This window comes from Candidatus Neomarinimicrobiota bacterium (assembly GCA_018647265.1).
Lineage (GTDB): Bacteria > Fidelibacterota > Marinisomatia > Marinisomatales > TCS55 > TCS55.
Window position 1 is genome coordinate 1 of record JABGTK010000034.1, and the last position, 13052, is coordinate 13052.

At 40.8% G+C, this 13052-nt stretch carries 13 protein-coding genes and 1 tRNA gene; 1 reads left to right on the forward strand and 13 read right to left on the reverse strand.

Annotation, left to right across the window (positions count from 1 at the left end; genetic code table 11):
- The 3 genes from HN459_02310 to HN459_02320 form a co-directional block, all read right to left on the reverse strand.
- Positions 1 to 1207 (reverse strand): sulfatase-like hydrolase/transferase (locus HN459_02310; protein MBT3478274.1); only part of this gene is annotated, 1207 nt, incomplete at its 3' end.
- Positions 1208 to 1219: 12 nt separating this feature from the next.
- The gene (locus HN459_02315) at positions 1220 to 2467 is read right to left on the reverse strand and encodes a hypothetical protein (protein ID MBT3478275.1); all 1248 of its coding nucleotides are present in this window, start codon (positions 2465 to 2467) and stop codon (positions 1220 to 1222) included.
- 46 nt (positions 2468 to 2513) lie between these two features.
- Positions 2514 to 2585: transfer RNA gene (locus HN459_02320), tRNA-Gly, on the reverse strand.
- A 362-nt stretch (positions 2586 to 2947) separates the two neighbouring features.
- Here HN459_02320 and HN459_02325 point away from each other — a divergent pair.
- The gene (locus tag HN459_02325) at positions 2948 to 5407 is read left to right on the forward strand and encodes an adenosylcobalamin-dependent ribonucleoside-diphosphate reductase (GenBank protein ID MBT3478276.1); all 2460 of its coding nucleotides are present in this window, start codon (positions 2948 to 2950) and stop codon (positions 5405 to 5407) included.
- Between the two features lie 87 nt (positions 5408 to 5494).
- Here HN459_02325 and frr read toward each other — a convergent pair whose 3' ends face one another.
- The 10 genes from frr to miaA all read right to left on the reverse strand — a co-directional run bounded on the left by frr (position 5495) and on the right by miaA (position 12984).
- Positions 5495 to 6052, reverse strand: a complete 558-nt coding sequence (gene frr / locus HN459_02330; protein MBT3478277.1) for a ribosome recycling factor — start codon at positions 6050 to 6052, stop codon at positions 5495 to 5497.
- A gap of 2 nt (positions 6053 to 6054) precedes the next feature.
- Complete coding sequence (locus HN459_02335) at positions 6055 to 6771, reverse strand: UMP kinase (GenBank protein ID MBT3478278.1); 717 nt, start codon at positions 6769 to 6771, stop codon at positions 6055 to 6057.
- A gap of 5 nt (positions 6772 to 6776) precedes the next feature.
- Positions 6777 to 7397, reverse strand: coding sequence for a translation elongation factor Ts (gene tsf / locus HN459_02340; GenBank protein ID MBT3478279.1), 621 nt, complete (start codon positions 7395 to 7397; stop codon positions 6777 to 6779).
- Positions 7394 to 8200 (reverse strand): 30S ribosomal protein S2, encoded by an 807-nt coding sequence (gene rpsB, locus HN459_02345; protein ID MBT3478280.1) that lies wholly within the window; start codon positions 8198 to 8200, stop codon positions 7394 to 7396. Before rpsB ends, tsf begins: the two co-directional genes overlap by 4 nt.
- A 6-nt stretch (positions 8201 to 8206) precedes the next feature.
- A complete protein-coding gene (gene rpsI, locus HN459_02350) occupies positions 8207 to 8599 on the reverse strand; it encodes a 30S ribosomal protein S9 (GenBank protein MBT3478281.1) in 393 nt (130 codons plus the stop codon).
- The gene (gene rplM / locus HN459_02355) at positions 8599 to 9027 is read right to left on the reverse strand and encodes a 50S ribosomal protein L13 (GenBank protein ID MBT3478282.1); all 429 of its coding nucleotides are present in this window, start codon (positions 9025 to 9027) and stop codon (positions 8599 to 8601) included. The genes rpsI and rplM overlap by 1 nt, the downstream gene beginning before the upstream one ends.
- Positions 9028 to 9105: 78 nt before the next feature.
- Entirely contained in the window at positions 9106 to 10398 is a 1293-nt protein-coding gene (locus tag HN459_02360; protein ID MBT3478283.1) for a dihydroorotase, read from the reverse strand.
- A gap of 1 nt (position 10399) precedes the next feature.
- Positions 10400 to 11332: an aspartate carbamoyltransferase catalytic subunit gene (locus HN459_02365; protein MBT3478284.1), complete on the reverse strand. Its 933-nt coding sequence runs from the start codon at positions 11330 to 11332 to the stop codon at positions 10400 to 10402.
- Positions 11332 to 11886, reverse strand: coding sequence for a bifunctional pyr operon transcriptional regulator/uracil phosphoribosyltransferase PyrR (pyrR, locus tag HN459_02370; GenBank protein ID MBT3478285.1), 555 nt, complete (start codon positions 11884 to 11886; stop codon positions 11332 to 11334). Before pyrR ends, HN459_02365 begins: the two co-directional genes overlap by 1 nt.
- A gap of 168 nt (positions 11887 to 12054) precedes the next feature.
- Entirely contained in the window at positions 12055 to 12984 is a 930-nt protein-coding gene (miaA, locus tag HN459_02375) for a tRNA (adenosine(37)-N6)-dimethylallyltransferase MiaA (protein MBT3478286.1), read from the reverse strand.
- Positions 12985 to 13052 lie beyond the last annotated feature (68 nt).

Genomic DNA, 13052 nt, shown 5'->3' on the forward strand with positions numbered 1-13052 from the left:
CCAAATCATCCTGATCTTTAATTTGAATATCTGGAATATTGTTTTGGAGTAATCCGCGAATATTTCGCCAACTAGCACTACCACCCAATAAATAATGTTTTTCATAATCCTTTAATGCATTGATTAACGAATATTGATCAACAATCCGGGGATTGCTTGATGCTGTTTCAACACTGGCCACATCGTGGATGCCCGTCACCATTCCAAATACTGAACGGGCTGTGCCCACCATGGGTACATAGAAACGATTAAAGAAAATGCCTTCCTGTGAAATTCGGTCAAGATTGGGTGTAGTATTCAACGGGTTGCCCACCCTCCCCATTCGGTTAAGTCCCACTGATTCTAAAAATACAATAACAATATTCGGGTTTTTAGTTTCTGAGATGGGTGCAGATTTCCATCGGTTGAAATTTAGATTGTTTATATTGGGCTCATCCACTCCAAGGTGTTTAACCATTAAATCATAATATGATCTTGTGATTTTTTCATCAAAGTCCTCAAGAGCAAACGTCCGTGTTTCGTTAAAATACAGTACAGGATTCAAAGCTGCTGAAACAATAAATGGATCTTCAATAAAATGGGCATCACTCCACAAAAGTTTATATTGACGAAAAGTCCCCCACATGGAAAAAAGTAGAATGAGCCCACCCACGGTGAAACCGAAAAATTTATCTCTAAATCGAAATAGACGCTTCCTGTCATCTAAATAACGGAATGCTTTGTCAATGGCATGCCATGTTGCCCAAATTAAAATAGATAAACCAATTAGTGACCAAACAATGGGGTATGATTCCCATACCATTTGAAGGGCGATAAATGGGTTCTCCATTAATTTAAAAGCAGACACATCAATTCGGTGATTGAGGTATCCATAATGTGCCATGTCAAAAGCGTAAAAAAAGGAGACTAAGACAGTAATGGTTCGAAGATAAATATTAACCAGTTTTTTTGAAATCGCCCTGCGCAATGGATTGATAAATGGAATCATGAAAAACAATCCAACGGGGACAAGGATGAAGACCGCTAACCGTAGATCAAAACGAACACCCACCCACAAAGCACGAATCAATTCAGTCGCAGGACCATCCAATTCTCTATAAAAAATGGCTATAAAAAACAATCTGAAAAAAACAAATAACGCCAAAAAGGATAAAACAGATCCGAAGATAAATTTTAAACGGCGTGAATGGTAAAACAAAATTCTCATTTAAAGTTTCAGTTAATCAGAATAGTGCTGATATATTTTATTGTGAAATTGACGCGGTACTGCCCGTGCCATCTTCATATATAAATCACCTTTTGAAGGAGCGAATGTATCTTGTCGTTTTACCAACCTTTTATAGTAATCACTCAAGGCACGGTTGTCCCCTTTAAAAGTGGCCCATTCATGGATAAAATTTTCTCTCTTTTTAACGGTACCATAAAAAACCATTTCACCACTATTCACATCCATAATTTGATAGGATAAGTTGAAGGTTGCGCCAGTACTCTTCTTGAAATGTTTAACCTTTGCCTTAACTTTTCCTTTAATATTTTTGGTCCTTTTTACACCGGCACTATCCACATAACTTTCTTTCCTAACCGTAACTTCCCTTTCCTGTGAAATTTCATTTTTTATTATTTCAACAGGACGGTAAGTTGTAGCGATTGTTGCGCTTAAAATATGGTCAGCGCCGGAAAGTTTACCAATCTCCATGTAATTATTTTCCGTTATCCCAGCCTGGACTAATCCCTGTTCATTGAGAATGACACTCAACTGTTCTCGGGTTATAATTTTTAAAAATTCTTTAGAATCGTTCGATTGTTGTATCATCATTTGATCGCGCAAATATTCGGTAATGTTTCTATCCCCTTTAAAAGAGCTGATCAAAAGTATGAATGTTGCATTTGCCTTTGCCTCTTCATAAAATTCCTGCGCATTCATATAGTTCTGTACATACTGAAGTGCCAGTTTAAAATTTATGGCAGCAGATTTTTGATCATCTTTTGACGCTTCTTCACGATAGTTCAAACCTAAAGTATAATGGTAATCCGCAGCCAATGGTTTTGCCTCTTTCAAGGCATAGGCGTAATCTTTAACATTCAGAGCAAGGGTATAGTTTGCGCCGGTTTGAAGAATCGGCGTCAGTAATTGGACCTCCGTCGCCAGTTTTTGCAGCGCTTCATACTCTTTAACCAACTTAGGCCACTTGGATTTATCCTCCATTAATTTCAGATCATCAACTTTGGATTGATGGTAATGCACAGCTAAGGGAAAAGCGGATTCGAGTAATGATATGCCTTTGGGGTTATTGGGTTTAATACGCAATGAATGTGATACAGAAAAAACTGCTGAATCATAATTGCGTATTGAATAATACCGTTTTGCAGATGCATAGTCACTGTAGCCCGGAATAAAGATTGCGCAGGATGAAAAGAGTAAAGTGAGGATAGCCAGAAAATGAATTCGGTAAAGTTTTTGTTTCATTATTAAATTTTGTTTCATTATTAAATATTGAGTCATGTTAGTCTTGAGCGGGCGATGAGAATCGAACTCACGTCACGAGCTTGGGAAGCTCGGGTAATAACCATTATACGACGCCCGCGTTAGGACAGAATTTATAGCATAAAAAACACCTCCCCCAGCGTTTCCATTCCAAATTATTTCCAAATCAATCAGTCTCCCTCGGTGAACATTATCATACCTATTATTTTTGTTCATTCTCTTTCCATTCTCCACCCAAAAATATTGAGTTTAGCGTGTGGACAAATTGTGGATAACTTTTTATAGTAACTTTTTTCTCGACGGTGTTTTCATTTTTTTTACTTTTGTTCTTGGGTATTTTTTTCGGTGAATATATATTGGCCGTGCCAACCAAGAGAATTATTACTTTTTCGATTGTCAGCCTAAGTAAACCTCGTTTTTTAATAATATAAATCCACATACCAAGCAAGGAATCTATATAAAATGGCTGAAGCTATTGAACTCAACTTTCCCGTAGGAAAAACCACCTCGGGTGAACTCAATACCATAGTTGAGGAGACGGTTCGTGAACTTACAAAAGAAGTTGACGGACAGGATGCCTCTAACGAATTCACACCCTATCGTATCGAAAACTATTATAAAGGCGACACCCTCGGCGCCGACATTCTCAAAAACAAATATCTAGCCCCATGGGAGAGTCATCCCTATGAGCTGTGGCAGCGTCAGGCAAAAGCATTAGCTTCTGTTGAACGGACCAAAAAGCTTAAAGACACATGGGAACAGAAATTCTATTCTATTCTGGAAGATTTTAAATTCACTCCTGGTGGGCGAATTATGCACGGTGCCGGACGGGAAGATATTACAACAACATTGAATAACTGTTACGTCGTTGGTATCCAAGATGATTCCATTAGTTCCATTTACAAGACCATCGAAGAAGAAGCAAGAACCTATAAATATGGCGGTGGATGCGGCCATGATTTGTCTGTTCTACGACCTTCTGGTGATGCAATCTTAGGCACAGGCGGTGCATCTTGTGGACCAGTAGGGTTTATGAACCTGTTCAGCGAAAATACCAATACCATCGCCCAGCATGGCCGACGTGGTGCTAATATGCAGACACTCCGAATCGATCATCCTGATATTGAAAAATTCATCGAAATCAAAACCGGCGATATCAATATGGTGAAGTATTCCAACATTTCTGTCCTATTGACACATGAATTCATGGAAGCTGTGGAAAATGATACAGAGTTTGACCTCCAATGGAATGATAAAGTTTATAAAACAGTGAGCGCGCGTCACTTATGGAATACCATTATTAAGCATGCACACACCAGCGCTGAACCAGGCCTTCTCTTTTGGGACACCATGACCGATTACCATAATGCAGAATATTGTAGTCCGTTGGTATCCACAAACCCTTGTGCAGAACAACCACTCCCAGATGGCGGTTGTTGTAACCTTGGTTCTTTAAACCTGGATAGGTTCGTCGATAATGAAGGCAATTTCATGATTGATGAATTCAAAGACACAGTCGTTATTGCTACACGCTTTTTAGATAACGTCATTGATTACAATTTGGATCGCCATGCACTTGAATCCCAGAAACAAAATGCAGCCAACGACCGCCGCATAGGTTTAGGCATCCTTGGACTGGGCGATATGCTTGTCCGGATGGGTATCAAGTATGATAGCGAAGATGCGCTACAAACTATTGATCAAGTGATGCAGATATTTCGTGACACTGCATACGATACGAGTGTTGAGCTAGGTAAGGAAAAAAATGCATATCCCAACTTTGACTGGGCAGGATATCGCAAAAGTAAATTCATTAAGGAGTTACCACGCCACCTCAAAGATAAGATCAAAGAGGATGGCATTCGGAATTCCACCATACTGACAGTACCGCCTACAGGCAGTGGCGCTATCGTGGCTCGTGTCACTTCTGGTATTGAACCAATCTTTGCCACATCCTACAAACGACGTGTCAAAAAGAATGATGGTTTTGGCCGTGAATTCAACGAGTACAAAGTGTATCATCCGATTATTGAAAAACTATTCGGGAGTGATGAGAATCTGCCAGACTTTGTAATAACAGCCCATGACATTGATCCTTATTTCCGTGTTAAAATGCAGGGTGTTATTCAAAAATATATCGATAGTTCTATCTCATCCACCGTAAACCTCCAGGAAGATATTAAACTAGAAACAGTAGGCGACATCTATATGACGGCCTACAAAGCAGGACTCAAAGGTATCACTGTTTACAGGGAGGGTTCACGCGAAGGAATTCTCATCACCGATAAGAAAGAAGACAAAAATACTGAAAAGAAAAATATTGCATCTTCTGAAGAGCCGCAAATTGTGGAAGCAAAAACTGCTGAAGAAAAACGCCCACGAATTCGCCCTAAAACTACTGAAGGAATCACACGCCGGATTCGTACCGGTGAAGGCACACTTTACATTACCATCAATCAGGATGAAAATGGCCTATGTGAAGTATTCACGGCCATTGGTAAAGCGGGCGGAAATGCAGCAGCCCAATCAGAAGCTATTAGTCGCCTCATTTCTTTAGCCTTACGATCCGGGATTGATCCTAATGCAGTGATTAAGCAATTGAAAGGTATCAGTGGACCAAACCCAACTTGGGAAGATGGTCGTCTTATTCTTTCAACGCCGGATGCAATTGGAAAAGCACTCGATGATTACCTGAACGAAAACCCCAACGCTCAAGGATCAAATACAAATTCCGCTCTTGAAGAAGATAGCAGGAAAACGCCAATCACTATGGCAACCTCTGAAGAGGCAACCCAACATCAACAGGAAATGACTGATTTTACTTTTAAAAATATCAGTACTTGTCCTGATTGCGGTAGTTCCGTGATGCATGAAGGTGGATGTGTTACCTGTCCCGGTTGTGGTTTTTCTAAATGCGAATAGATTAATTCACTTCATTCTAAAGAAAAAAGCCCTGAACCGAATAATCGGTTCAGGGCTTTTTTTTAATAAAAATTGTAATAAATAGTATTAAAACTCCATCAATTCCTTTTCTTTATGATCTTGCATTTCGTTAAGTGTTGCTACATGCTTATCGGTTAACGTTTGAATCTCACTTTCTTCACGACGAATTTCATCTTCTGAAATATGCTCTTCCTGGCCGAAATCTTTCACATGATGAAGAGCATCACGGCGAACATTACGGATAGAGATGCGCCCTTCCTCAATCAATTGATGGACATATTTAATGAGATCTTTACGCCTCTCTTCAGATAAAGCAGGTATTGGGACCATTACGGAATTACCATTATTACTGGGTGTTAAACCAAGATTCGAATCCATAATTGCTTTTTCAATAATTGGGATTAATGTTTTTTCAAAGGGCTGTAAAGTAATCAATCGTGGTTCTGGGATAGAAATCGTAGAAACCTGATTTAAGGGCATCATGGATCCGTAATAATCCACTTGGATAGAATTTAACAAATCAGGATTCGCACGACCTGTGCGTACTTTTGCCAATTCCATTCGAGTGTGACCAACAGCCTGGTCCATAAGATTAATTGCTTCTTTATTTATATCCTGCATCATAATTATTCCGTAACAGTAGTACCAATATCTTCACCCTCAACCATACGTTTTAAATCACCATCATTATTGATATTAAACACCCGAATAGGTAAAGCATTTTCTTTACATAAAGTTATGGCGGTTAGATCCATTACCCGTAGGTTTTGAGTTAAAACTTCTGAGAATGAAATATTATCATAACGTTTCGCGTCAGAATATAAAACAGGATCTTTATCATACACACCATCCACTTTTGTGCCCTTTAACAAAACTTCTGCTTTGAGCTCAGTTGCACGTAGGGCCGCAGCTGTGTCGGTAGTGAAATAAGGATTACCAGTACCGCCTGCAACAATAACCACACGCCCTTTAGCCAAATGACGCAAGGCGCGACGACGAATATAAGGTTCAGCTATTTGAGAAACAGTAATTGCAGATAGTGTGCGTGTTGTAACACCCACATGTTCCAATGCATCCTGGACACTAATGGCATTCATTATAGTTGCCAGCATACCAAGATAATCACCAGTAACCCGGTCCATTCCTTTGTCGGCAGCTTGTACGCCTCGGAAGATATTTCCAGCGCCGATAATGAGCCCGATACTGACACCCATTTCGTGGATTGATTTGATTTCGTTGGCGAGTTGAATCGCCTTGGCTGGATCGATGCCAAAACCTTGCTCACCGGCTAGAACCTCCCCGCTTAATTTAAGGAGGACACGCCTGTAAACAGGGCTAGGCATTTGAATTACTTGGTGGGTTGTCCGTTAAGGGACACTTCGCCGATAGCATAACGAGTAAAACGATTAACAACAATGTTTTCGCCTAAGGTCGATACTGCTTCGGTAACAAGATCGCCGATTTTTCTGTCGGAATCTTTTATAAATGGCTGTTCAAGGAGACAGGATTCAGCATAGAATTTTTCCATCCGGCCTTCAACAATTTTTTCTATAATATTATCAGGCTTGCCAGATTCCTTGGCTTGCTCAGTATAAATTGCATTTTCACGGGTAACAACTGATTCTTCAATATCCTCACGACGGATTGATAGAGGATTTGTTGCTGCAATTTGCATTGCAAGGTTATGGGCCAATTCAGAATATTCTTCCGTTTTAGCAACAAAATCAGTTTCGCAATTCAATTCAACCAAAACACCTAATCGGCCGCCATGGTGAATGTATGAAAAGATTATTCCTTCTTTGGCAGATCTTTCACCCTTCTTTTCTGCTTTAGCAATACCGGATTTCCGTAAATGATCTACAGCTTGTTCCAGGTTTCCTTCAGTTTCTACGAGGGCTTTTTTACAATCCATCATTCCTGCACCTGTTTTATCGCGCAATGCCTTTACAGTTTTAGCATCAATACTCATTTAGCTTCTTTTGCCTCAGCTACAGGTTTTTCAATTTTTTCTTTAGGGGCCACTTCTTCTTTATGTGTTTCTTTGGCTTCAGTCTTCAAATCATCTTTTTCTTTAGCTTCAGCCTTCTTTGCATTTTTACCTGAAGATTCCATGATTGTGTCTGCTATAACGGACATTATTAATTGAATCGTCCGAATAGAATCATCATTGGCCGGAATAGGATAATCAACCAGGTTTGGATCTGTATTAGAGTCCACAATTGCAATAATAGGGATACCTAATTTTCGCGCTTCTTTTAAGGCTGTTTCTTCTAGTTTAGCATCCACAACCACAATTGCATCTGGCAGACGGCGCATATCTTTAATACCACGATGCTGATCCGAAAGTTTGATTCGCTCACGGTTAAGCATTTGGATCTCTTTTTTAGTCTGATTTTCATAAATCTGAGATCCTTCTTTTTCAAGAAGGTTTAGCCGTTTAATACTTTTCTTAATGGTAGAGAAGTTGGTTAACGTTCCACCCAACCAACGTTCAACTACATAAAACATAGAACATCGGTCCGCTTCTTGCTGCACGATATCTTTGGCTTGTTTTTTTGTTCCTACAAAAAGGAATTCACCATTCTTTTTTGATTTGGTACGAATGAAATCAAGCGCAATTTCTAGATTGCGAAGAGTTTCGTCCAAGTTGATAATATGAACCCCATTTTTTTCCATAAGGATAAATGGTTTATAATTAGGATTCCATTTGCGGGTGACGTGGCCAAAGTGTGCACCGGTACCCAATAAATCTTCAAATTTGACTTTGCTCATATGTCTCTAACGTTTTGAGAATTGGAATTTTTTGCGTGCACCTGGTTGACCGTATTTTTTACGTTCAACTTCACGGGCATCACGAGTCAAGAAGCCTGCTTCTTTCAAAGCGGGACGAAAATCATCACTTACGTCATTTAAAGCGCGCGCAATCCCTAAACGAATAGCACCCGCTTGGCCGGTTAATCCGCCACCTTTTACATTAACAGTAATATCGTAAGATTCACGTTGGTCGGTCAATTCCAAAGGCTGTGTAACGACAATCGCCAAGCTTTCGCGGCAAATATAATCTTTAAATTCACGACCATTGATGGTGATTCCGCCTTTTCCCGGCGTCATATAGACTCGGGCGACAGATTCTTTACGACGGCCCACAGTATTATATACTGGATTTGCCATTAAATATCCAATTCTTTTGGTTGTTGCGATTCATGGGGATGCTCAGGACCATTATATACCTTAAGGTGCTTAATAATAGCCCGCCCCAAGCGGTTTTTAGGAAGCATTCCCCACACGGCCTTTTCCACAATCCGTTCAGGATGTGTTCGGCGCATGTGATCCAATTTTGTAAAGGTCGTCGCGCCAGGATATCCGGAGTGCTTGAAATAGATTTTATCAGATTCCTTTGCACCAGAAACTTTAACCTTATCCGCATTGACGACAACCACAAAATCTCCCATATCCATATGGGGAGTAAAAGTGGGTTTATGCTTTCCTCGTAAAATTTTTGCTACTTCACTGGCGAACCTGCCCAAGGTTTTACCTTCAGCGTCGGCTACATACCAGTCTTTTTGTATTTCGTTTGCTTTGAGTGATCTTGTTTTCATGATTTTCAGTTAAAATATAGCCCGAAAAGTTAGTCTCTACTTTCAATGATAGTCAACTATAATTCATATTTAAATAAATTAGTTTATTTCGGTTATATGTTCCTTTACAATAGTGTATTTAACACGACCTGTCAGCGGTGCCCCAACATAGGGTGAATTGCTCGAACGTGATTGAATATCTTCCCTGCTGAAAGTCCATTTTTCATTTGGATCAAAAATGGTTAATTCTGCATCATTTCCTTCAGCCAAAAGGTCATTATCGAAACCCATAATCTCCCTTGGATTAACTGTGAGCATTTGGATGAGTTTTACTCGATCCATTTTATTCTCTTTCACCATGACTTGGTTCACAGCACCAAAACAGGATTCCAACCCAATCATGCCAAAGGGTGCCATATCAAAGGTGCCTTCCTTTTCTTCAATTGCATGGGGAGCATGGTCCGTGGCGATACAATCAAATGTACCATCTTTCACTGCCTTGATTAACGCTTTTCGATCGTACTTCGTTCGAATCGGTGGTGCCACTTTTAAATTTGTATCGAATGTTACCAAATCTTCATCAATAAAATAAAGATGATGAGGTGTCACCTCTGCAGTAACCAAATCATTCTTTTTCTTCATTTTACGAATATGGTCCGCAGATTTGGCCGAACTCACATGAGGCACATGAAGTCGGGCGCCGGTTAATTCAGTCAACTCTAAGTCACGGTAAACCATATTGGATTCTGTAATATCAGGACTGGCGGGCAAACCTAGGTTGGTGGAAACAACTCCCTCATGCATAACGCCATCCTTTTTTAAACAAAGATCTTCTGCATGGTTTATCACGGGCACATTAAACATAGTGGCATATTCAAGAGCATTCCGCATCATACCACTGTCTGTCACGGGGAGTCCATCATCACTAAAGGCTACCGCCCCTTCAGAAAGCATTATCCCCATTTCAGTGAGCTCTTTTCCATCTTGCCCTTTTGTGATTGCACCAATGGGATGAATATGAATGGGGCATTCTTCCGATCGATCCACCGTATAACGAATAGCTTCCGGTGAATCCAAAGGTGGATTAGTGTTGGGCATGACGCATACACGGGTAAATCCCCCAGCCAAGGCTGCCATAGATCCTGATTCCAATGTTTCTTTATCTTCTCGTCCCGGCTCACGAAAATGGACATGCACATCACAAAATCCGTGTGTAACAATCAACCCTTTACAGTCAATTACTTCAGCAGATTTTGGCGCTGATATTTTTCCTACCAATTTAATTTTTCCTTTTTCGATCAGAATGTCACCTTTTGTTTCCATTCCTAAAACAGGGTCCAAGATACTCCCACCCTTCAGTAAAACCTGATTTTTTAATTTTGATATTTTCATCTTAATCTTTTCCTTCTTCCTGCTTACCGCCCAATAGGAGATATAAAATTGCCATCCGGGAAGCAACACCATTGAGTACTTGATCCAGGATAATAGCTTGGTCACTATCTGCGACAGAACTGTCTATTTCCACACCACGGTTCATGGGGCCGGGATGCATAATTACTAATTCTTTTTTGTGCATGGCCAATCGTTCCGTGGTTATACCAAACAGGTTTCGATATTCCCGAACCGAAGGCAGTAAACCACCACCCATCCGTTCTCGCTGGATTCGTAAAACATTTAGGGCATCGGCCCATTCAATTACCTCATCCACGTTATAGTTCACTGATACACCCAATTCTTCTGCATATGGTGGAATCAAGGTTGAAGGACCACACAAGGTTACTTCTGCGCCCATAGTTTTGAGACCATAAATATTACTCAGCGCCACACGGCTATGAGAAATATCTCCAATGAGGGCAACTTTAAGTCCCTTTAAATAACCAAATTTTTCATGAAGGCTGGTCATATCTAAGATTGCTTGAGTTGGATGCTCGTGTGTTCCATCACCAGCATTGACCACAATGGCATCAATATGCTTGGTTAAATGCAGGGGTGCTCCCGGTGTGGGGTGACGCATCACCACTGCATCAATTTTCATTGCTTCAATGTTCTGGGCCGTATCTTTAAAGGTTTCCCCTTTTTGCAAACTAGAAGTGGATGCAGAAAAATTAACTGTATCGGCACTGAGCCTTTTTTGAGCTAATTCAAAACTGATTCGTGTCCGTGTGGAATTTTCAAAAAAGAGGTTTACGATTGTTTTTCCTTGTAATGACGGCACCTTTTTAATTGGCCGATCTAATACTCCTCGGAAAGTGAAGGCTGTATCAATAATAGTCTGGATATCTTCGGCGGGATAATTTTCCAGTCCCAGTAAATGTTTATGCTTCATTATACCTCCTCACTATAGCGCGTAAGGGTAACCAAATCTTTTTCATCTACTTCTTTCAGGCGCACTTCAACATGCTCCCCCTCGTGGGTGGGAATATTCTTTCCTACAAAGTCCGCACGAATTGGTACTTCTCGATGCCCCCGATCAACTAAGACCGCCAGTTGGACGCATTTGGGACGGCCAAAGGCATTTAACTCATCCATGGCAGCGCGGATTGTCCGGCCGGTGAAAAGAACATCATCCACAAGTACTACTATTTTATCATCGATAGAATCATTAATGTCAGTGCCTTTTACTTGAGGAACAACCAATCTGTCACGGAAGTCATCCCTGTGAAAGGTAATATCAACAGAACCGATTGGTACTTCAACTTCAGAAATTTTATGGATAAGGGACTGGAGCCGTTTGGCAAGTGGTTCGCCACGGGTTAGAATACCAATCAACATAAGATGATCGGGGCCGCCGTTTCGCTCAAGTATCTCATGGGCCAAGCGCGTCACCGAACGATTGACGGCTATAGCATCCATGACCTGCTTTTTTCGGGGTGATGCCATGGGCACCTCCTGATAATAAAAAACCTCCGGGCAGCTTGGATTCCGTTCCATAAGGATCCTAATCGGAGGTTTAATCGCTGCCCTTACCTTCTCTCTGGAACGGTTTAAAGGACCCCTAAAGTTACAAGGAAGAAGGAATAAGGAACAAGTTTAGAAAGTCATCCTTTTTTACTTTCCCCTTATTCCTTTAATGATTTTTATCGTGATGTCCTTTAACGAAAAATCCAAATTCATTTCTACTATGAGATCCACTGTCTCTTTACGAAACCATTGGATTTGTCGTTTTGCGAATTGGCGCGTTTTTATTACGATTTCTTCTTCCAATTCCGCTTCAGACAATTCTCCGTTCAAGTGAGAAATGATTTGCCGGTAACCGATTGAATCTAATGGGTGAAGATGTTCATTTGGATATTGATCCAGTATTTTTTTAACTTCATCAATCCATCCTGCTTCGAGCATTTCTTTGGTACGTTTTGCTATTCTATCTCGTAGGAGGACTCGATCCCAATCCAGAAATACAGTAAACAAATCGAGCTTCGGGGGTTCAGTTAATTTCTGTTCTTTAAAATGATGGGATAGCGTCTTTCCCGTTGTTTCAACAATTTCTAACGCACGGACGAGACGTTTCTTATTGTTGGGATGAACGAGTGACGCATATTCCGGATCCGCCTCTTTCAGCCGCGCCATCATGATTTCTGATCCCACGTCATCATACTCTTTTTCTAACCGATCCCGAATGGCTTGATCAGTTTTACTCCCCACAAATATACCATTCACCAAGGCACGAAAATACAATCCCGCGCCGCCGCAAATGATGGGCGTTTTTCCTCTGGATTCAATTTCAGAAACGACATCCATTACCAATGATGCATATGCACCGGCGGCCACTGTTTCATAGGGCGGCTTCAACCCGAATAAGTGATGGGGAATACCCCCTTTTTCCGCAATAGTTGGCTGGGCAGTACCGATGGGTATTCCACTATAAATCTGGCGGGAATCCAAACCGACAACTTCACCATCCAATCGCTTGGCCAATTCTACTGAAATGGCGGTTTTTCCGCTGGCGGTGGGTCCGACTATGGTGAGTATCTTTTCCATGGGTATTGGTTTAATTAAAACAAAAAATTAACCGTAAAGTTTAGACAAGGAATTCAAACAAAATAACC

What these genes read in the sequence shown, in the direction of transcription:
- HN459_02315 (MBT3478275.1), bottom strand. Translation starts at nt 2,467, where the DNA reads ATGAAACAAAAACTTTACCGAATTCATTTTCTGGCTATCCTCACTTTA.
- HN459_02325 (MBT3478276.1), top strand. Translation starts at nt 2,948, where the DNA reads ATGGCTGAAGCTATTGAACTCAACTTTCCCGTAGGAAAAACCACCTCG.
- frr (MBT3478277.1), bottom strand. Translation starts at nt 6,052, where the DNA reads ATGATGCAGGATATAAATAAAGAAGCAATTAATCTTATGGACCAGGCT.
- HN459_02335 (MBT3478278.1), bottom strand. Translation starts at nt 6,771, where the DNA reads ATGCCTAGCCCTGTTTACAGGCGTGTCCTCCTTAAATTAAGCGGGGAG.
- tsf (MBT3478279.1), bottom strand. Translation starts at nt 7,397, where the DNA reads ATGAGTATTGATGCTAAAACTGTAAAGGCATTGCGCGATAAAACAGGT.
- rpsB (MBT3478280.1), bottom strand. Translation starts at nt 8,200, where the DNA reads ATGAGCAAAGTCAAATTTGAAGATTTATTGGGTACCGGTGCACACTTT.
- rpsI (MBT3478281.1), bottom strand. Translation starts at nt 8,599, where the DNA reads ATGGCAAATCCAGTATATAATACTGTGGGCCGTCGTAAAGAATCTGTC.
- rplM (MBT3478282.1), bottom strand. Translation starts at nt 9,027, where the DNA reads ATGAAAACAAGATCACTCAAAGCAAACGAAATACAAAAAGACTGGTAT.
- HN459_02360 (MBT3478283.1), bottom strand. Translation starts at nt 10,398, where the DNA reads ATGAAAATATCAAAATTAAAAAATCAGGTTTTACTGAAGGGTGGGAGT.
- HN459_02365 (MBT3478284.1), bottom strand. Translation starts at nt 11,332, where the DNA reads ATGAAGCATAAACATTTACTGGGACTGGAAAATTATCCCGCCGAAGAT.
- pyrR (MBT3478285.1), bottom strand. Translation starts at nt 11,886, where the DNA reads ATGGCATCACCCCGAAAAAAGCAGGTCATGGATGCTATAGCCGTCAAT.
- miaA (MBT3478286.1), bottom strand. Translation starts at nt 12,984, where the DNA reads ATGGAAAAGATACTCACCATAGTCGGACCCACCGCCAGCGGAAAAACC.